This window comes from Streptomyces sp. Sge12 (assembly GCF_002080455.1).
In the GTDB taxonomy this organism is placed as follows: Bacteria; Actinomycetota; Actinomycetes; order Streptomycetales; family Streptomycetaceae; genus Streptomyces.
Window position 1 is genome coordinate 6,988,680 of the sequence record NZ_CP020555.1, and the last position, 20,623, is coordinate 7,009,302.

Consider the following 20,623-nt stretch of genomic DNA (forward strand, 5'->3'; position numbering starts at 1 on the left):
GAAGACGCACGGAGGCTCAAGGTGAGCGAGTCCCTCGCCGAACGCATAGCCGCACTGCCGAAGTCCCGCCGGGCACTGTTCCAGGCCCTGACGGGCGGCCGGGGCGGCGGACGCGCCGCCGTACGGGAGGACCCCGAGCCGGCACCCCGTGATCCCGCCGACCCGCCCGTGCTCTCCTTCGCACAGCGCCGGCTCTGGTTCATCGACCAGTTGCAGCCCGGCAGCCCCGCCTACAACGTGCCCGTGGCCACCCGCATCCGCGGCCCGCTCGACGTCCCCGCCCTGCACGCGGCACTCCAGGACATCGTGGACCGCCACGAGGTGCTGCGGACCGTCTACACCTACCACGAGGGCGCCACCGAGGCCGTGCCCCGCGTCGTGGACGGCTACCGGCTGCCCCTGCCGCTGACCGAACTCCCCGACGAGGCGGCGGCCCGGCCGTTCTACGACGCCGACGCGGGCGCCCCCTTCGACCTGGCCGGCGCCGTCCCGCTGCGGGCCCGGCTCGGCCGGATCGGCCCCGAGGACCACGTCCTCGTCCTCAACCTGCACCACATCGTCACCGACGGCTGGTCCATGCGCGTCCTCTACACCGAACTGGAGCGCGCCTACGCCGCCCGTACCGGGGCACCCGCCGAGACGGCGCCCCCGCTCGCCCTCCAGTACGCCGACTTCGCCACCTGGCAGCGCCGCCGCGTCAGCGGGGACCGGCTGGAGAGCCTCACCTCCTTCTGGCGGGAGGAACTGGCCGGCGCCACCCCCGTGGACCTGCCCACCGACCGGCCCAGACCCCCCGTCTTCGGCCACGCGGGCGCCTCCCGCTACATCGACCTCCCGCCCCGGCTCATCGCCCGGCTGCGGGAGTTCGGCAAGTCCGAGGGCGCCACCCTCTACATGACGATGCTGGCCGGCTTCGCCGCCACCCTGCGCCGCTGGACCGGCCAGGAGGACATCGTCGTCGGCACCTCGGTCTCCGGCCGCGACCACCCGGCCTTCGGCGACCTCATCGGCTTCTTCGTCAACACCCTGCCGCTGCGCATCAGAACCGGTGGCGACCCCGGCTTCGCCGAACTGGTCCGCGCCACCCGCCACACCACGCTCCAGGCGTACGCGCACCAGGAACTGCCCTTCGACCTGATCGTCGACGCCCTCGGACTGCCCCGCGACCCCAGCCGGCCGCCGCTCACCTCCGTGATGTTCCTCCTCGACGAGACCCCGGACGCCGCGCCGGGCCTCGCGGGCGTCGCCACCGAGCCCATCGACTTCTCCTCGCACGCCACCAAGTACGACCTGATGATCAGCGTGCACGACACCGGCACCGCCGTCCGCGCCCTCGTCGAATACCCCACCGCCCTGTTCGACGCCGCGACCGTGGACCGGCTCCTCGGCCACTTCCTCACCACCCTGGAAGGGGCCGTCGACCGCCCGGACGCCCCGCTGTCCGCCCTGCCGCTGCTCACCGAGGGCGAGCGCCGGGCCGCCCTGGACGACTGGAACGCCACCCGCGCCCCCTTCCCCCAGGACGCCTGCCTGCACCAGCTGTTCGAGCAGCACGCCGACCGGCGGCCCGACGCGCCCGCCGTGATCCTCGGCGGCCTCGGCGGCTGGAACATCACCTACCGGGAGCTGGAGGAGCGCGCCAACCGGCTCGCGCACCGGCTCGCCCTGGCCGGCGCCGGCCCCGACCGGACCGTGGCCCTGTGCCTGCGCCGGGGTCCCGCACTGGTCACCGCGATCCTCGCCGTCCTCAAGGCCGGCGGGGCCTACGTCCCCCTCGACCCGGACTACCCGGCCGAGCGCCTGGCGCTGCTGCTGCGGGACTCCGCACCGCCCATCGTCGTCTCCGACGCGGAGCTGATCGGCCGGCTGCCCGTCCCCGCCGGCACCGAGCAGGTGCTCCTGGACACCGACCGGGCCGCGCTCGCCGAGCTGCCCGCGACCCGGCCGGCCGTCCCCGTCACCTCCCGGGACCTGGCCTACGTCATCTTCACCTCGGGCTCCACCGGCACGCCCAAGGGCATCGCCCTGGAACACCGCGGTGTGGTCAACAACATCCTCGACCTCAACCGCTCGTACGGCATCGGGCCCGGCGACTCGGTCCTCGCCCTGTCCTCGCCCAGCTTCGACATGAGCGTCTACGAAACCCTCGGCATCCTGGCCGCGGGCGGCACGCTCGTCCTGCCCGACCCGGCCGCCGCCAAGGACCCGGCCCACTGGGCCGACCTGGTGCACCGGCACGGCGTCACCGTGTGGAACTCGGCCCCGGCGCTCCTGGGGCTCCTCACCGACCAGCTCGAACACGCCGGCGGGCCCCGGCTGCCGAAGCTGCGCACCGCGTTCCTCGGCGGCGACTGGATCCCCGTCACCCAGCCCGACCGGATCCGCGCCTTCGCGCCCGGCCTGTCCTTCGTCGCGCTCGGCGGGGCGACGGAAGCCTCCATCCACTCGGTGGAGTTCCCCGTCGGCCGGGTCGATCCGCAGTGGACGAAGCTCCCCTACGGGCGGCCCATGGCCAACCAGCTCACCTACATCCTCGACCCGAACGACCGCCTCGTCCCCGTCGGCGTCCCCGGTGAACTCCACCTCGGCGGCGTCGGACTGGCCCGCGGCTACCTGGGCCGGCCCGAACTGACCGAGGAGAAGTTCGTCCGCGTCGAACTGGAGCCCGGTCGCACCGAACGGCTCTACCGCACCGGAGACCTGGCCCGCTACGGCGCCGACGGCACCATCGAACTCCTCGGCCGCACCGACTTCCGCATCAAGCTCAACGGACTGCGCATCGAGCCGGGCGAGGTCGAGAGCGCCCTGCGCGAGCGCCCCGGGGTCCGCGAGGCTGTCGTCGCCGCGCGCCGCACCGCCGGCTCCGACCGGCTCGTCGGCTACGTGGTGCCCGAGGAGGGCGCCGGCCTCGACCCCGCGGCGCTGCGCACCGCGCTCGCCACCGTCCTGCCGCCGCACTGCGTCCCCGCCGAACTGGTCCTGCTGGAGCGGCTGCCGCTGAGCCCCAACGGCAAGGTGGACCGGGGCGCCCTGCCCGACCCGCGCCCCGCTGCCCCCGCCGCTGCACCCGCGGCCGCTTCCGCCCCCGCATACGCTCCCGAGGGCCGGACCACCGCCGCGCCCGCCGACGGGGACCCCGTCGCCCTGCGGATCGCCGCCGTCTGGGCCGAGGTGCTCGGAGCTGCGCACGTCGCGCCCGACGACGACTTCTTCGCCCTCGGCGGGGACTCCTTCGCCGCCGTGCGCGCCGTCCGGGCCGTCGCCACCGCCCTGCCGGACGGCGGAGCCGCCGCCCTGCGCGTCGTCGACCTCTTCAGCAACCCGACCCCGGCCGGGCTCGCCGCCAGGGCCGCGGAACTCGCGGGACCCGGAACGGGAGCGGGCGGGGGAGCGCAGCACCACCGGCTGCTGCACCGGCTCACTCCCGAACGCCCTGCCGGCACCACCGCGTTGACCCTCGTCTGCTTCCCGCACGGCGGCGGCGACGCCATCGCCTACCAGCCGCTCGCGGCCCAGCTCCCGCCGCACATCGAGCTCCTGGCCGTTTCCCCGCCCGGCCACGACCCGCTGCGCCCCGGCCCGATGCTGCCGGTGCCCGAGTTCGCGGAACGCGCCGCCGAGGAGATCGCCCGCACCGTGCGGGGACCGTACGCGGTCTACGGCCACTGCGCCGGAGTCGTCACCGCCCTGGAGACCACTCGCGTACTGGAACGGCTGGGGCAGCGCCCGATCGCCCTGGACCTCGCCGCGGCCCTCCCGGAGGAGGACCCCGAGTACGCCCTGGAGATGGAACGGGTCTCCGGCGACGACGACCTCGTCGCGTACCTCACCACCATGGACGGCTTCGACGGCGTCCTCGACGACAGCGACCTCACCGCGGTCCTGCGGATGGTCCGCCACGACATGACCGAGGCGGCCCGCTTCTTCGCCCGCACCCCGGACGGCTACGACCTGCCCCTGACCACCCCCCTCACCTGCATCATCGGCGACGCCGACGACGCGACCGAGGGCTACGAGGACGGCTACCGCGCCTGGGGCCGGTACGCGGCCGACGTGCGGCTCGCCGTGCTCCCCGGTGGCCGCCACTACTTCGCCAAGCACCTGCCCGACCGGCTCGCCGCTCTCCTCGCCGACCTGCACCGCAACGGAGGAACCCATGTCTGATCTCGCCGAACGGCTCGGCCGGCTGCCCCAGGGGCAGCGCTCCCGGCTGCTGGGACGCATGCGCAACCAGATGACGGCCGGCGTGGGCCGCCGCATCGAACTGAAGCGCGCCGACCACGGACCGCGCTCCCGCTCCTCCTTCCAGCAGGAGCAGATGTGGTTCGTCGACAAGCTCGGCGCCGGCAAGGCCCGCAACAACATAGCCCTGGCGATAGGCCTGGGCGGCCCCCTCGACCGGGCCGCCCTGCACGAGGCGCTGAACGCCGTCGTCGCCCGCCACCAGGTGCTGCACAGCAAACTCGTCGAGATCGACGGAGTCCCCTGGCAGGAGCCCGTCCCCTCCTTCGTGCTCGGCGTCCAGAGCACCGACCTGTCCGGCAGCGAGGACGCCGACCGCGAACTCGCCGAGCTCACCGCCACCTGCGCCGCCGCCCCCTTCGACCTGGCCGCCGCCCCGCCCGTCCGCGCCCACCTGGTACGGCTCGCCGCGGACCGGCACGTCCTGCTCTGGGTCGTCCACCACATCGCCTGGGACCCGGGCTCGACCCGGATCTTCACCGAGGAGCTGACCGCCAGCTACGCGGCGGCCGCCGCGGGCAAGCGCCCGGAGTCCCCCCGGCTCGCCGTCGAGTACGCCGACTTCGCGGCCTGGCAGCGCGCCAAGCTGGAGAACGACGAGCACGGCCGGGCCCTGGCGGGCAAGTGGCGCCAGATCCTGGCCGGCGCCGTGGCCACCGAGGTGCTGCCCGACCACCCGCGCGGCCCGGAGACCCGGGGCGACGGGCGCGGTCTGAAACTGACCCTGGACCAGAAGCTGCTGGACCGGCTCACCGAGCTCGCCGACGCCAACAACACCACCGTCTTCACCACCCTGCTCGCCGCGTTCAACGCGCTGCTGCGGCACTGGACCCGTACCGAGGACGTCGTCGTCGGCACCGCCAGCGCCTCCCGGCCGCACCCCGACCTGGAGCAGGTCATCGGCTGCTTCGTCCAGATGATCACGCTGCGGACCGAGGTCACCGACCGGCTCACCTTCCGCGAGCTGGTCACCCGCACCGCGGCCTCCGTCATGGACTCCTTCACCAACAGCGAGCTGCCCTTCGAGCAGGTGGTCGAGGCCGTCCGCCCGGTGCGCGACCCGCTGCGGCACCCGCTCTTCCAGATCGAGTTCACCTCGCTGGGCCGCTGGGGCACCCACCGGGCGCAGGCCGCGGACGTCGAGTTCACCATGGACCAACTGCACGACGGCGCCGCCAAGTTCGACATGAGCTTCCTCGTCGGCGAGAACGACGGCCTGGAACTCTCCCTCGAGTACAACACCTCCCTCTACCGGCACGGCACCGCCGGCGCCCTGCTCGCCGCCTTCCGCCAGGTGCTGGAGCAGGTCGCCGAGAACCCCGACCTCCAGGTCGGCGACATCAGCCTGGTCGAGGAGCCGGCCGCCTCCCGGCACGCCCGCGAGCTGTCCCGAGGCGGCCCCGTCGACGAGGCCGCCTGGACCACCACCCTGGACCGCGCGTTCCGCGAGCGGGCCACCATCCACCCCGACGCCGTCGCCGTCCGCCACGGCTCCACCCGCCTCGACTACGCGGCGCTCGACCGCTGGTCCGAAGCCATCGCCCACCGGCTGCGCGACCGCGGGGTGCGGCACGGCGATCCCGTCGCCGTGTGCGTGGCCCGCGGCCCCGCCGCCGTCGCCGGAGTCCTCGGCGTGCTCAAGGCGGGCGGCCACTACATCCCGGTCGACCCGGCCGCCCCGGCCGAGCGGACCCGTACGGTCCTCGCCGACGCCAAGGTCCGGCACGCCCTCGTCGACGAATCCGCACAGCTGCCCGTCCCGCTGGAGCTGGTGACCACCGGAACGGCGGCCCCCGTCCGCGAGGTCCCCTCCCTCGCGCCGACCTCGCACCCCGGCGACCTGGCCTACGTGCTCTACACCTCCGGCAGCAGCGGAACCCCCAAGGGGGTCATGATCGAGCACCGCTCGGTCACCCACTTCTCCCGCACCATCGCCAAGGCCTACGAGATCCGGGCCGAGGACCGCGTCCTGCAGTTCGCCCCCCTCACCTTCGACGTCTCCGTCTTCGAGATCTTCACCACCCTGCTCGCCGGCGGCTCGCTCGTCATCGCCACCGACGACGAGCGCCGCGACCCGGCCCTGCTCCAGGCCCGGATGCGCGAGGACGCGGTCACCGTCGCGGAACTCCCGCCCGCCCTGCTGCCCCTGCTCGACCAGGCCGCCCTGCCCGACCTGCGGCTCGTCTCGGTGGGCGGCGAGGCCTTCCCCGGCCGGCTCGTCGCCGAATGGACCGCGGGGGAGCGCCGGTTCGTCAACGGCTACGGCCCCACCGAGGCCACCGTCGCCGTCACCCTGATGGACTGCACCGGCAGCTACGACCGCAACCCGCCGATCGGCCGCCCCATGCCCGGCCACCAGGCCTTCGTCCTCGACGAGCGGCTGCGCCCGGTCCCGCCCGGCGTCCCCGGTGAACTCTGCGTCGCCGGACCCGGCGTGGCCCGCGGCTACCTGGGCCGCCCCGAGCTCACCGCCGACCGCTTCGCCGACAACCCCTACGCGGACGGCCCCGAGACCGAGCGCCTCTACCGCACCGGCGACCTCGTCCGCTGGCTGCCCGGAGGCAACCTGGACTTCCTCGGCCGCACCGACCGCCAGCTCAAGGTGCGCGGCCACCGCATCGAGCCCGGCGAGGTCGAGTCCGTGCTCACCGGCCACCCGTCGGTGCAGCAGGCCGTCGTGGTGGCCCAGCCCGCCGCGGGCGGCGAGCGCATGCTGACCGCTTACGTCACCGTCGAGCAGGTGGGCTCGTACGCCTCCGAGGTCGCCGACGCCGAGGGCCTGCGCGCGTACGCGGCCGGCCGGCTGCCCGGCTACATGGTGCCGGTCGTCGTCGTCCTGGACGAACTGCCCCTCACCCCGCACGGCAAGGTCGACACCGCCGCACTGCCCCAGCCCACCGAGCTGTCGGCCGAGGGCGGCACCGCGCCCCGCGACGCCATCGAGGAGCAGATCTGCCGGGACATCCTCACCCCGCTGCTGGAATGGCAGAACCCGGACGTGGAGGGCGATTTCTTCGCCCTCGGCGGCAGCTCCCTGCAGGCCACCATCGTGGTCTCCCGGGTCCGCGCCCTCTTCGGCATCGACATCGCCCTCGCCGACTTCTTCGGCCGCCCGACCGTCTCCGGGCTCGCCGAACTGGTCCGCACCGCCAAGGCCGAGGCCGCCGGCGAACAGGACCGGCTGCTCGCGGTCTTCGAGCAGATCGAGAACATGAGCGACGACGAGGCCGCCGCCCTCCTCGGCTCCCTCCAGCAGCCGGACGGTTCCTGATGGCAGACCCGGCCGGGTTCGAAGGGGCGCTCGCCGCGCTCCCCGAGGCGAAGCGCGAACTCGCCCGGCTGATGCTGGCCGCCCGGCAGCCCGTACCCGCCCACCCGGCCCCGCGCTCCGGCGCGGGGCCGGTCCCCCCGACCGCGCTCCAGTCCCGGCTGTGGCGCCGCGAGCGCACCCACCCGGCCGTCGCCACCGGCTCGCACGCCCTGCGGCTGACCGGCCCGCTCGACCCGCAGCGGCTCGTGGCGGCCCTCACCGGGGTGCTGCGCCGCCACGAGGCCCTGCGCACCCGGATCGGCGTCTCCACCAGCGGCCAACCCCGGCTGCACGTGGACGGGGAACCGGTTCTGCGGCTCACCCGGGCCGACCTCTCCGGATTCACCCCGCAGGCCGCGGCCGAACGCGTGGCCCTGCAGAGCAACGAGAGCGCCTCCACCGTCCTCGACCTGGAGAGCGGCCGCACCAGCGCCTTCCGGCTGCTGCGGCTCGCCCCCGACGAGCACGTCCTGATCCTCGCCTCCCACCTCGCGGTCTTCGACGGCTGGTCCTCCGGGGTCTTCCTCACGGACCTGGCCGCCGGCTACCGAGAGGGCCCGGCGGGTCCGGGCGCCTCGGCCCCGCCCGCACTCCAGTTCCCCGACTACGCCGACTGGCAGCACCGGTGGCTCGCCGGACCCGACGGCTCCGCCGAACTCGCCCGCCGCCGGGCCGTGTTCGCCGCCGACCCGCCCGCGGCCCGGGCACCCGGCGGGTTCGAACGCGGTCATGTGCCCGTACGGCTGGCCCGCGGGCCCGTCGACGCCGGGCTGGAACTGGGCGCGGCCGAGGGAGCCACCCCGTTCATGACGCTGCTCGCCGCGCTGGCCGTCGTACTCGCCCGCCGGGAGGGCCGCACCTCACTGGTGATCGGCACCCCGGCGGCCGGCCGCTTCGCCGGAGCCCTCGAAGGCGCCGTCGGACAGTTCACCACCGTCGTGCCGATCCGGCTCGACCTGACGGGAGACCCCGCCTTCCGGGAGCTGCTGCACCGCACCCGGGCCGCCGTAGCCGACGCACTGGCCCACCAACGCCTGCCCGTCGACGTCCTGTTCGGAGAGGGAACACCCCCGCCGTACAACGTCCTGTTCGCCCTCCACAACTACCCGGCGGTCCCCCTGGACCTGCCGGGGATCGCGGTCGGCCAGCTGCCCGGGCCGCCCGCCCGGCACCTCGAGCTCTACAGCCCCGACCCGGCTGCCGCCCTCGCCTGCATCGGCCTCGTGGAACGGGACGGCGAGATCGGCGGCACCGCCGAGTACAACCGCCACGCGGCCACGCCCGAGGACGTGCGGGCGCTGCTCACCGGAATCGAGGACGTGCTGGACCGGGCCGCCGCCGCGCCCGCATCCCCGCTGACCACCTAGGGAGTTGCCCGTGCTCACCACCGAGTTCTACCGCGCGCCCGCGGACTGCGGGCTCGTACGGAGCGGGGCCGACGTGCCCCGCACCCCCATGCGGGCCCTGCGCGAGGACATCCACGACATCCTGGTCTCCGCTCCCGTGGCCGAGGCCCGGCGTACCCGCGACCCCCGCCCCATCCACCGGGCCCTGGGCGAACAGGGCCTCCTCGCGCCCCAGTGGCCCGAGGAGTACGGGGGCCGCGGCATCAGCCAGGTCGCGGCCGCCGTACTGGTCGAGGAACTGGCCATGCACGACGTACCCGACCTGCTGCACACCCTCACCGTGCAGATCGTCGGATCCACCCTGCTCAACGTCGCGAGCCCGGCGATGAAGGCCCGCCACCTGCCCGGCTTCGCGGCCGGCACCGCCTTCGGCTGCGTCCTGTTCAGCGAACCCCAGGCCGGTTCCGACCTCAACATCCTCTCCACCCGCGCCGTTTCCGACGGCCGGGGCGGCTACAAGCTGTACGGCACCAAGGTCCACTCGCTCTTCGCCCGGCTCGCCGACTACGGCCTGTGCCTGGCCCGCGGCGAGGACGACGCGTTCAGCCTGTTCCTCGTCCCCCTGGCCCAGCCGGGCGTCACCATCCGGCAGATCCCGGGCATGGGCGACGACGCCTTCCACGAGGTCACCCTCGACGGCGTGGCCGTCACCGCCGACGACGTGGTCGGCGAGACCGGCCAGGGCTGGGCGATCGTCGTCAAGACCCTCGCCTTCGAGCGCACCGGACTCGACTACTACGTCAAGGCGCTGCGCTGGTACCGGGCGGCCGTGGAACGGCTGGAGGCCCACACCGACCGGCTCGAGGCCGGCCAGCACGACCAGATCGGCCTGGCCAAGCTCAACGCCCGGCTGCTCGCGGCCGGCACGCTGGTCCGCCGCGTCCTCACCCGCCTCGACCGGGGCGAACTCAACGAGGACGAGGCCGCCGCCGCGAAGTGGTACACCACCGAACTCGCCGCCGAGGTGGCCTGGTGGGCCGCGGAACTCGACGGCGACCGCAGCATGACCCTCGACGACCCCGAGGTCGACGGGGTGGCACACCCACTCGACGCGGCGTTGCGCGAAGCCCCGGGGATGCGGATATCGGGCGGCACCGCCGAAATGATGCTGGAGACGCTGGCCCGGCTGCGTCTCGACTCAGGTGCGGAGGTACGGCCGTGACGACAAAGGCGGTAGGCGGGAACGGCACCGGCGGCGGCCGGGGCGCTCCGGCGGTGCCCGAGCGGTGGCGGGAACGGGAGGACGAGGACTCGCTCTTCCGGCAGCTCCGGCTCACCGTCCGGCAGGGCCTGGAGGTCGACGGGGACACCCCCGCCGGGGCCTGGGAGGCGCTGACCCAGGTGGGCGCCTGGGAGTTCGCCCTCCCCATCGGCCAGGACGGCCTCGACCTCGGCCAGGCCGTCATCGCCATGGTCTGCGAGGAGGCGGGCAACGCGATGCAGCCCGTCCCGCTGACCGACACCCTCCTCGCCCTGGACCTGGTCGCCGGCCTCGGCCCCCTCGCCCCCGGGGCCACCGACAGCCTCCTGGACCGGGTGCGGACCGGGGAACTGGAGATCGCCGTGCCGGGCCGGCTGCCCGATCCGCGCGGCACCGTACCGCCCGGGATCACGTGGAAGCCGGACGGGGACACCGGCGCCGTCGTCCTCACCGGCGTGGGCGGCCCCTTCGCCGCCGGCGTCGGGCCCGGCGCCCTGCTCGTCCTCGCCGGCGGTCCCGACGGCCCGTGCGTGGCGCTCGTGGGCCTGCCCACCGGGGGAGTGGAGGTACGCCCGCTGCGCGACCACGGCGGCGGAGCCGTCGCCAGTGCCGTCTTCGACGAGGTGCGACTGCCGGCCGAGGCGGTGCTGCTGCGCGGCCTCGCCGCCGAACAGGCCCTCGCCCGGGTGGGTCTGCGCGCCGCCGTCCACCAGGCCTCGCTGCTGGCCGGGATCACCGCGGCCGCCCTGACCGCGGTCGTCTCCCGGATCCGCGGCCGGCAGCAGTTCGGCCAGGCCCTGGTCAAGCACCAGGGCCCCCGGCTGCGCGTGGCCGGCCTGCTGGCCCGCCTCGACGCCGTGCGCTGGGCCGTGGGCGACGCAGCCCGGGACCTGGACGAGGACCGGCTCACCGTGGGGGAGGCCGCCGGGCTGATCGCCCTCACGGCGGAGACCACGCTCGACGTGACACGTGACGCCGTCCACCTGCACGGCGCCTCGGGCCTGGTCCGGGACGGCCTGGTGGCGGGCTGCTACCGGCGCGCGGCCTGGGAAGCCATGCGCTGCGGGCGTCCGGCCCACCTGTGGGACACCGCGGCGCACACGCCCTGACCGGCGCCGCACGAAGGAAGGGGCCCCCGCACCGCGGGGGCCCCTTCTGCGTTCCGGCCGCGGCCGTCAGACCAGGTCGCGGCGCATGACCCAGCGGTGGCGCTTGTCGCTCTTGGCCTCGGTGCGGTGGACCCGGCGGAAGCCGGCCCGCTCGAACATGTCCATCGTCCCGACATAGGCGAGGGTCGGGTTCACCCGGCCGCCCTCCGGGTCCACCGGATACCCCTCGACGGCGGGCGCGCCGTTGGCGCGCGCGTGCTCGACGGCACCCTCCAGCAGACCGGAGGCGACCCCCTTGCCGCGGTACTCCTTGCGTACCACGAAGCAGGTCACCGACCACACGGGCAGATCGTCCACCGGCGTGATCGTCTTCGAGGAGGTCAGCCGGTCGAGTTGGCGGCGCGGCGCCACGTTGCACCAGCCGGCCACCTCGCCGTCGAGGAACCCCAGCACCCCGGGCGGCGGATCGGCCTTCTCCATCAGGCCGCGCAGGTGCTCGCCGCGCTCGTCGGCGCTCAGCCGCCCGTAGTCTCCCGTGGACAGCCGCCACGCCATGCACCAGCAGGTGTGCGCGCTCTTCTTGGGCTGGAGCACCTGCTGGATGTCGTCCCACAGATCCGCCGTGGCGGGCCGTACTTCTAAGCTCATGCTGCTACTTCGCTCTCTTCCGCTGCTTACAGGTGTCCCGCGGGCGCGGTGTTCCGCACCCCGGTGACGACGTCGGTCATCACGGCCGCCAGCACGTCCAGGGCGCGCCGGCACACCTTGTGCCCTGCGTCCAGATGAGTGACCAGCCGGACCGTCTCCGGGCCGGGCGCGGTCACCAGTACTCCCTCCTGCGCGGCCCGTGCGACGACCTCGTCGGCCCGGGCCACCTCGACGATGACGATGTTGGTCTCCGGCGGGCGCACGGTGAACCCCGCGTCCCGCAGGCCCGCCGCCAGCAGAGCGGCGTGGGCGTGGTCCTCGGCGATCCGCTCCACGTGGTGGTCCAGCGCGTACAGTCCCGCAGCCGCCAGGATGCCCGACTGGCGCATCCCGCCGCCCAGGCCGTGCCGCAACTTCCGGGCCCGCGACAGCTGTTCGACCGGCAGCAGGAGGACCGACCCGACGGGCGCGCCCAGCCCCTTCGACAGGCACACGGACAGCGAGTCGGCGGTCTCCCCGTACTCCCGCGCCGCCGTTCCCGTCGCGGCCATCGCGTTCCAGATCCGGGCGCCGTCCATGTGCACGGCCAGGCCCGCGCCGGCCGTCAGTTCCCGTACGGCGCGCAGCGTCTCCAGGGGGTGGACCGTACCGCCGGCCCGGGTGTGGGTCTGCTCGACCTCCACCGCGCGGGTGCCGAGCGTGTACGGGTTCCCCCGCCGGACCACCCCGGCCAGCAGCTCCGCGGTGATCACCCCCCGCTCGGCCGACACCGTGCGGGTCTGGATCCCGCCGTAGCGGGCCGGGGAGGCCTCCTCGTGCGCCAGGACGTGCGCCTCGGCATCGCACACCAGCTCCTCGCCGGGGCCGACGAGGAGCTGGAGGGCGATCTGGTTGGCCATCACCCCGGACGGGGTGAACAGGGCGCCGGAGAAGCCGAACATCCCGGCGAGCCGGTCCTCCAGCGCGCGGACGGTCGGATCCTCCCCGAACAGGTCGTCGCCGACCTCCGCGGCGGCCATCGCCGCCCGCATCCCGGGACCCGGCCGGGTCACCGTGTCGCTGCGCAGGTCGGCGGTCTCGGAACTCCCGATGCTCATGACGGTACGTCAACTCCTCGCTCGCGGGGCTGTGGGGTGAGTTCGCGGGCCGCCATCCAGTCCAACAGGGGGCGCACCGCCTGCCAGGTCTCCCGCACCAGTTCCCCGGCGCGCGCCGTGTGCAGGCCCGCGTCCGGTCCGTAGCGGCGGCCCGCGTCGATCTTGCGGTGGCGCAGCAGCCCCAGCCGCGGATGGTCCGCCGGGACCCCCCGCGGCCGGGACCTGAGCCGGTCGCCGCCCAGGACGAACCCCTGGGCCTCCAGCCGGCCCGCGATCGCGGCCAGCTCCGCGCCGCCGTCCTCCTGCTCGACGGCGGCGCGGTAGCGGGCGACCTCGGCCCCGGCGTACGGGTACCACCGCCCGGAGGCGTACAGGCCGTGCCGGTCCAGGTGGACCCACAGGCCCAGACAGGGCAGCAGGTCCAGATAGGCGCCCTGGTAGGTCTTGTACGGCGACTTGTCGTGGGACATCCGGGTGTCCCGGACCGGGCCGAGCACCTGCACCCCGCCCGGCCCGCCCGACCCGGTCGACTCCCTGAAGCCCGACTCCTTGACATACGTGCTCAGTTCAGCGGCCAGCTCGTCCATCGGCGCACGTACGTCGCGCTCGTACCGCTCGCGGTGGCGCAGTCGCCACGCCTCCTTGCTGTTGTCGGCCGCGAGGTCCCCGTACAGGCGCAGTGCCGAGGGCGGGAAGCCGCTGAAGGTCACGGCAGATACCCCGGCAGGGGGTGGGCGGCGCACAGTTCGGAGACCCGGGTGCGCACCCGGTCGCGCAGTGCGTCCGGCAGTACGCCGCCCTGCGCGCGCAGCGCCACGAGGACGTCGGCGACCAGGTCGGCGCACTCGGCGGCCACCGCGTGGTCCATGCCGCGCGCGGCCAGCGTGTTGGTGCCGAGCCGCAGTCCGCCGGTCACCCGGACCGGCGTGGTGTCGCCCGGGACCCGGTTGCGGTTGACGACGATCCCGCAGGCCTCCAGGGCCTGTTCGGCGATGTCCCCGGTGACGCCGCTGCCGCGCAGGTCGAGCAGCACCATGTGGGTGTCCGTACCGCCGGTGACCAGCCGGAACCCCCGGTCCGAGAGGCGCTCGGCGATCGCCTGCGCGCCGTCGGCGAGCCGCTTGGCGAGCTCGGCGAAGTCGGGGCTCGCCACGAAGTCCAGGGCGCGCGCCTTGGCCGCCACCGACGCCAGGTCGGGGGTGCCCTGGGTGAAGGGGAACACGGCGCGGCGCAGGGTCGCGGCCAGGGTGCCGCGCTCGGGCCCGGCCTTGCGGGCATCGCGGCCGAGCAGGATCAGCCCGCCGCGCGGGCCGTACAGCTGCTTGTAGGTGCTGGTGGTCGTCACATGGGCGTGGTCGACGGGGCTCTGGTGGAGGCCGGCGGCGACCAGCCCCGCGATGTGCGAGATGTCGGCCAGCAGATAGGCGTTGGCCTCGTCCGCGATCTCCCGGAAGCGGGCGAAGTCGATGCTGCGGGGGTAGGCGCTCGCCCCGCAGACGATCAGCTTCGGCCGGTGCTCCAGGGCCAGCTCGCGGATCTGGTCGTAGTCGAGCAGCCCCTCCGGCGTCACCCGGTAGCCGTGGGCGCGGTAGTACCGGCCGGTCACCGAGGCGGGGGAGCCGTGGGTGAGGTGGCCGCCGCAGTCCAGGTCCAGGCCGAGCAGGCTGTCGCCCGGGCCGAGCAGCGCCGTGATCACGGCGAGGTTCGCGGAGGAGCCGGAGTGCGGCTGCACGATCGCGTCCTGGGCCCCGAACGCCGCGCACGCCCGGTCGATCGCGAGGCGCTCGATCTCGTCGGCGACGCCGCAGCCCGCGTGGTAGCGGTTCCCGGGGAAGCCCTCGGCGGTCAGGTTGCCGAGCGTGCTGCCCTCGCAGGCCAGTACGGAGGGATCCGCGACGCTGGACGCCGCGACCATCATCAGGGTGTCGCGCTGGCGCGCCGACTCCCTGGCCAGCAGCGCGTACAGCGTGGCGTCGCGCTCTCTGAGCCGCGTCGTGGCGTGCCCGGCGAAATCGACCAGGTCGGGCGCGGGCGCGGGTCCGGTGCCCGGTGCCGCGGGCAGCTCCGGCTCGGTGACGGGCGCGGGCAGGGTGAGACTCATGACTGTCCCCTCTCGGAATCGTCCGTGCTGACCTTGCTGTTCCGGACCGCGTCCACGTCCGCGTCTGCGTCCACGTCCGCGTCTGCGTCCACGTCCGGCGCATCCGTCCCGTCGGCCTCCAGCTCGCCGAAGGCCTCCGCGGCGGCGACCGCCTCCGCGCCGTGCTGCTCGTCCGCGGCGATCTTCTCGGCCAGCTCGGAGAGCAGCGGGTTCTGGAACACGGTCTTGACGGGCACCGGCACCCCCAGCAGCTCCTTGAGCAGGCCGGCCAGCCGGGTACCGCTGAGCGAATCGCCGCCCAGGCTGAAGAAGTTGTCGCCGGGCGCCACCGCGTCCAGGCCGAGGATGTCGGCGACCGCCGCGCACAGCACCAACTCCAGCGCACTGCCCGGCCCGTCCCCGGCCTCCCGCACGGCCTCCTCGTCGGCGGACTGCTGCCGCCCCGCGGAGGAGGCCAGCAGCAGCCGGTCGACCTTGCCGTTGCGGGTCAGCGGCAGCTCCTCCAGCACGGTCAGCGCGGCCGGCACCATGGAGCCGGGAAGCTGCGCGGCGAGCCGCTCCAGCACCGGCCCCGCCGCGTCGGCGGCGGCCACGACGAAGGCGTGCAGCCGGCGCACCCCGTGGGCACTGGCCGGGGCCACCACCACGGCCGCCTCGACCTCGGGGTCCTGGCGCAGGACGGCCTCGATCTCGCCCAGCTCGATCCGGTGGCCCTGGATCTTCACCTGGAAGTCGTCCCGGCCGAGGATCTCGATGCTGCCGTCGGGCAGATACCGCCCCAGGTCACCGGTCAGATAGGCGCGTTCGCCGCTCTCCGGGAGGTGCACGAAGCGGTTCGCGGTGCGCTCCGCGTCGTTCCAGTAGCCCAGTGCGAGCCCGACGTCGCTGGCCACGGCCATCTCGCCGACCACCCCGAGCGGGCGCTCGTAGCCGGCCGGGTCGACGATGTAGTAGCGCTGGTTGGTGATCGGCCTGCCGTACGGGATGCTCGTCCAGGACGGGTCGACCTCGCCGATCGGCTGGAACAGCGACCAGCAGATCGTCTCGGTCGGACCGCCCGAACCCACCACCTGGATCCGCGGGCTCTGCGCCCGCAGCCGGTCCGGCAGCGTGAGCGGGATCCAGTCTCCGGAGAGTACCGACAGCCGCAGCGACTCCAGCGGCCGGCCGCCGCCGCGGCGCTCGCGCACCTCGGCCTCACCGACGAGCAGTTCCATCAGGACGGGCACGGAGTTCCACAGCGTGACCTGCTCCGCCCGCACCAGATCGGCCCACACATCGGGCTCGGCGTGCTCGAACGGCGGCGGCAGCACCACGGTCCCGCCCTGCGTCAAAACCCCGAACACGTCGTAGATCGAGGCGTCGAAGTGCAGCCCGGAGATGGCCAGCAGCCGGTCCCGGGCGCCCACTTCGAAGCGCTCGGCGACGTCGCGGATCAGGTTGACCACACCGATGTGGTCGACCATCACGCCCTTGGGCTCACCCGTCGAACCCGAGGTGAAGATGGTGTACGCGAGGTCCGCCGGGGTCTGCGCCGTGCCGGGCCGGGTGTCCGTGCCGGACTCGAAGTCCTTGTCCACCCGGTAGCGGCGGGCCGTGGGGGGCCAGCTGATCCGGGAGTCCAGCCGGGACTGGGTCAGGATCCGGTCCACCTTGGCCTCGGCGAGCAGCCGGCGCAGCCGCTCCGCCGGCACGGACGGGTCCAGCGGCAGGTAGGCGGCGCCGGAGGCGAGGATCCCGTACACCGCGGCGTACTGCTCCCAGCCCTTCTCCATCACGACGGCCACCAGCTCACCCGGTGCCGCCCCGTGCTCCCGCAGCGTGTGCCCGATCCGCCAGGCGTACGAGGCCAGTTCGGCGTAGCTCAGGCGCCGCCCGGTGGCGTCCACCACGGCCTCGGCGCCGGGCGTGAGCTCGGCCTGCCGGGCGAACAGCTCGTGGAGGGTGGTGTACGGGATCTGCCCGGCGGTGTCGTTGACCTCGCGGCGCAGCGTCCGCTCGGCCGCCGGGATCAGGTCGAAGCGCCGGGCGTGCAGGGACTCCGGGTCCCGCGTGATCCGCTCCAGCAGGTCCACGTACACGCCGAAGGCGGCGTCGACGAAGCCGGGCGCGAACGCCCCGTCGACGAAGTCCCAGATGACGCGCAGCTCACCGGCCAGCTCGCGCAGCTGCACGTCGAGCGAGACCTGCGGGGTCTGGGAGATCGAGTACACCTCCCGGCCCAGGTCGGTGACGGGACGGCGCACCGGGTAGTCGAGCAGGCTGGTGACGACGACCGGCATGCCGGCCTGCGCGCCCACCCCGTGCAGCCGCGTCAGCTCGCGCAGCACCCGCACGCCGTTGAAGGCGCCGTGCTCCGCGTCGCGGGCGAGCTGGTCGCGCAGGGCGTGCGCCCGGTCCAGGAAGGTCGCGCCCGAACCGTCGGCGGCGAGCATCACGGCATTCGTGAAGTCGCCGAGCACACCGGTGATGTCGGGGTGCACCGCCGGACGCTGGAAGATCGGGTAGTTGATGGTGAAGTCCGACTCCTCCGCCCAGCACCGGACCACCTCGGCGAAGGCCGCGGTGAGCAGGACCGACGGCGTCAGCCCCGCCTCGTGGGCCCGGGCCGAGAACAACTGCCAGTCCGCGGGGGACAGACGGTGTTCGCGCCGGTCGAAGCGCACCTCGCGCCCGGCGTCGCCGGCGCCGCCCGTCGGCAGCGAGGGGGCCGGCGGCAGCGTGGGCAGCCGCTCCACCCAGTAGTCGCGGGCGGTGCGGAAGGCCTCGGTGTGCGGCAGGGCGTCGGCGCGCCAGCGGGCGTACTCGGCGAAGCCGATACCGGGCGCGGGGAGTTCGGCGTCCGGGTTCTCGTAGAGGTCGACCAGCTCGGGGAAGAGCACCTGGAAGGCGCTGGAGGCGTCCAGCACCTGGAGGTCGATGCCGAGGTGGACCCGGCCCAGGTCGCGCGGACCGCCCAGCCGGATGATCCGCAGGTCGAACAGCGGCCAGCTGCCCACCGGGAAGACCACGTGGCTCATCTCGTCGCGCAGCGCGGCGAGCCGTTCGCCCGCGGCGTCCTCGGACAGGCCGCGCAGGTCCTCGACCGGTATCGAGAAGGGCAGCGGGTCGGCCGGCACCCACTGGGTGCCGTCGGTACGGCCGATCGCGCGGAGCATGTCGTGACGGGCGACCACCTTGCGCCAGGCGGCGGCGAAACGCTCGGGGTCGAGGTCCGGGCGCTCCCATTCGAAGTATCCGTAGCAGCCGATACCGCCCAGTTCGACTGCTTCACCTCGCCCGATCATCAGTGCCTGCTGCGTCTCGGTCATCGGGAAGGACGCGGCACTGTCCGCGCGAGCGGGCAGGAGCTCGGTCATGGTCCAACTCCATTCGGTGTTACGGGCCGGTGGCTTGTGCGTGCCTGGGGTCGATACGGGCCGGAGCGCCCTGCTGCGGGGCAGGGCGAGGCTAGGGGCGGTGGGTTAGCCGCCGGTTATGTTCCGTACGGGCGGCGGGTGCGCAGTCGGGCGCGGCCCCCTCGGCCAGGGAGAGCGCGAAGAGCCGTACGAGCGGGTGGAACAGGTAGCAGGGCTGGCCCCACTCGTCCGCGCCGCTGACCTCCAGGAGGGCCGCGTCGGCCAGCGCCTCCAGCAGCCGCTCGGCCTCGGCCTCCGGCAGGCCCAGCGCCATCGCCGCGTCCGCCGCGGGGAACGGCTGCGGGCCGAGCGCGGCCAGCGCCGGGAACACCGCCCGCACCTCGGGGTCCAGTGCCCGCCAGGACGGCAGCAGCGAGGTGTGCACGTCCAGGTCCCCCGAGTGCAGCTCCCGCAGCCGGGTGACGGGATCGGCCAGTCTGCGGGCGAGCCGGTCCGGGGTGGAGTGCGGCCGCGCGGCGATCCGGGTCCCGACGATCCGCAGGGCCAGGGGCAGACCGGCACAGTGCTCGACGATCGCGGACGCAGCGCCGGGCGCGGCGGCCACCCGGGCGGGACCGGCCGCGGCCGAGAGCAGCTCCAGCGAGTCCCGGGGCGCGAGGGGCGCCAGGGCCACGGTGTGCGCCCCCGCCACGGTGGGCAGCGCCGTCCGCCCGGTGACCAGGACCGCCGGCTCCGGGGTGTTGGGCAGCAGCGGACCCAGCTGGGCGGCCCCGGAGGCGTTGTCCAGCACGATCAGCAGCTGCCGGCCCCGGGTCCGCTCCCGGTAGAGCCGCACCAGCTGGTCCTGGTCCTCGGTGGCCGGTACCTCCTCCGCAGGTCCCAGCGCGCGCAGCAGCCGGCGCAGCACCCGGGTGGGGTGCCGGGGCGTTCCGTCCGGGGCGCGCAGGTCGGCGTACAACTGCCCGTCGGGGAAGTGCCGCTGGCAGCGGTGGGCGGCATGCACCGCGAGGGCCGTCTTGCCGAGCCCGGCCATGCCGGTGACCAGGACCCGGCGGGGCCGGCCGGAGCCCTGCCCGTCGGGGGCCAGCGCGCGGCACAGCAGCTCCAGCTCGGGCTCCCGGCCCGTGAAGTCCACCGTGTCGGGCGGCAGCATGGCCGGGGCGCCGGCCGTACGCTCCGGGCCCTCCCGCCGGCCACCGGACACCACCACGGCGGCGGGGCGCGGCTGCCGGTCGAGCGTGCCCTCCAGCAGCGCCCGGTAGGTGGCCCGCAGCTCCTCGCCCGGGTTCACGCCCAGCTCGTCGGCGAGCACCGCCCGGCCGTGGTGGTAGAGGTGGATGGCGTCCGCCTGCCGCCCGGAGCGGCACAGCGCGGTCATCAGCTGGCACCGGATGCGCTCGCGCAGCGGGAACTCGGCGACGAGGCCCGTGAGTTCACCGGTGAGTTGCTCGTGCCGGCCCAGCGCGAGGTCCGCGGCGATGCGGTGCTCCAGGGTGACCGCCCGGGCCTCGGTCAGCCGGGGCGCCTCGGCGTCGGCGAGGTATTCCGTGGCGTTGGCGAAGGGCTGTCCGTTCCACCGGGCCAGGGCGCCGCGCAGCAGCTCACCGGCCTTTTCGAAGTCCTCCGCGATCAATGCCTCACGACCACTGAGTGCCAGCTTCTCGAATTCCGTCAGGTCGAGGGTCGCATTACCGATGCTCATGGCATATCCGGGCGGCCTACGATCGATCAGAACATCGTCGCCGAGAATCTTGCGCAAGCGGGAAACATAGGTGTAGAGCTGTGCGCTGACGGTGGCCGGCGGAGCCCAGCCCCACAGCAGCCGGCACAGCCGTTCGTCGGAGATCACCTCTTCACGTGCCACGAGGAGCGCCGCGAGCACGGTGTGCAGCTTCGCCCCGGAGATCGCGACCCGGCGGCCGTCCCGCCGTACCTCGACTGGCCCGAGCACTCGGAATTCCATCTACCGCCCCATCCGTGATTCATGGAGAAGAATCTCTGAACGAAGCTAGTGGAGTGCGTTGTCTCCTCGATATCGTGGCGATTTCGAGGGCGGCCGGGGTCACGAAATCGATGGAACACAGAAGAAAAAGGAGGCGTCCCTACTGTTCCATTCATGCCGCAGCGAGCGGCAGCGATGATCCACCGAG

The 20,623-nt window shown here is 74.1% G+C and carries 11 protein-coding genes; 5 read left to right on the forward strand and 6 right to left on the reverse strand.

Annotated features, from left to right (window positions below; genetic code table 11):
• Positions 1-21 precede the first annotated feature (21 nt).
• The 5 genes from B6R96_RS31265 to B6R96_RS31285 are packed head-to-tail and all read left to right on the forward strand — an operon-like array spanning position 22 to position 11,268.
• A complete protein-coding gene (locus B6R96_RS31265; RefSeq protein WP_159396390.1) occupies positions 22-4,164 on the forward strand; it encodes a non-ribosomal peptide synthetase in 4,143 nt (1,380 codons plus the stop codon).
• A complete protein-coding gene (locus B6R96_RS31270) occupies positions 4,157-7,513 on the forward strand; it encodes a non-ribosomal peptide synthetase (RefSeq protein ID WP_081524306.1) in 3,357 nt (1,118 codons plus the stop codon). Before B6R96_RS31265 ends, B6R96_RS31270 begins: the two co-directional genes overlap by 8 nt.
• Positions 7,513-8,919, forward strand: a complete 1,407-nt coding sequence (locus tag B6R96_RS31275) for a condensation domain-containing protein (RefSeq protein ID WP_081524307.1) — start codon at positions 7,513-7,515, stop codon at positions 8,917-8,919. The genes B6R96_RS31270 and B6R96_RS31275 overlap by 1 nt, the downstream gene beginning before the upstream one ends.
• Before the next feature lie 10 nt (positions 8,920-8,929).
• Complete coding sequence (locus tag B6R96_RS31280; RefSeq protein WP_079404105.1) at positions 8,930-10,120, forward strand: acyl-CoA dehydrogenase family protein; 1,191 nt, start codon at positions 8,930-8,932, stop codon at positions 10,118-10,120.
• Positions 10,117-11,268 (forward strand): acyl-CoA dehydrogenase family protein, encoded by a 1,152-nt coding sequence (locus B6R96_RS31285; protein WP_081524308.1) that lies wholly within the window; start codon positions 10,117-10,119, stop codon positions 11,266-11,268. Before B6R96_RS31280 ends, B6R96_RS31285 begins: the two co-directional genes overlap by 4 nt.
• A 66-nt stretch (positions 11,269-11,334) precedes the next feature.
• Here B6R96_RS31285 and B6R96_RS31290 read toward each other — a convergent pair whose 3' ends face one another.
• The 6 genes from B6R96_RS31290 to B6R96_RS31315 form a co-directional block, all read right to left on the reverse strand.
• Positions 11,335-11,916, reverse strand: a complete 582-nt coding sequence (locus B6R96_RS31290) for a GNAT family N-acetyltransferase (protein ID WP_053171901.1) — start codon at positions 11,914-11,916, stop codon at positions 11,335-11,337.
• Between the two features lie 26 nt (positions 11,917-11,942).
• Positions 11,943-13,013: a threonine aldolase family protein gene (locus B6R96_RS31295; protein ID WP_081524309.1), complete on the reverse strand. Its 1,071-nt coding sequence runs from the start codon at positions 13,011-13,013 to the stop codon at positions 11,943-11,945.
• Complete coding sequence (locus tag B6R96_RS31300) at positions 13,010-13,723, reverse strand: DUF2461 family protein (RefSeq protein ID WP_081524310.1); 714 nt, start codon at positions 13,721-13,723, stop codon at positions 13,010-13,012. Before B6R96_RS31300 ends, B6R96_RS31295 begins: the two co-directional genes overlap by 4 nt.
• On the reverse strand, positions 13,720-15,114 hold the full coding sequence (glyA, locus tag B6R96_RS31305) for a serine hydroxymethyltransferase (RefSeq protein WP_081524311.1): 1,395 nt from the start codon (positions 15,112-15,114) through the stop codon (positions 13,720-13,722). Before glyA ends, B6R96_RS31300 begins: the two co-directional genes overlap by 4 nt.
• Positions 15,111-18,473, reverse strand: coding sequence for a non-ribosomal peptide synthetase (locus tag B6R96_RS31310; RefSeq protein WP_081524312.1), 3,363 nt, complete (start codon positions 18,471-18,473; stop codon positions 15,111-15,113). Before B6R96_RS31310 ends, glyA begins: the two co-directional genes overlap by 4 nt.
• A 91-nt stretch (positions 18,474-18,564) precedes the next feature.
• The gene (locus B6R96_RS31315) at positions 18,565-20,424 is read right to left on the reverse strand and encodes an AfsR/SARP family transcriptional regulator (RefSeq protein ID WP_237291564.1); all 1,860 of its coding nucleotides are present in this window, start codon (positions 20,422-20,424) and stop codon (positions 18,565-18,567) included.
• Positions 20,425-20,623: the final 199 nt, after the last annotated feature.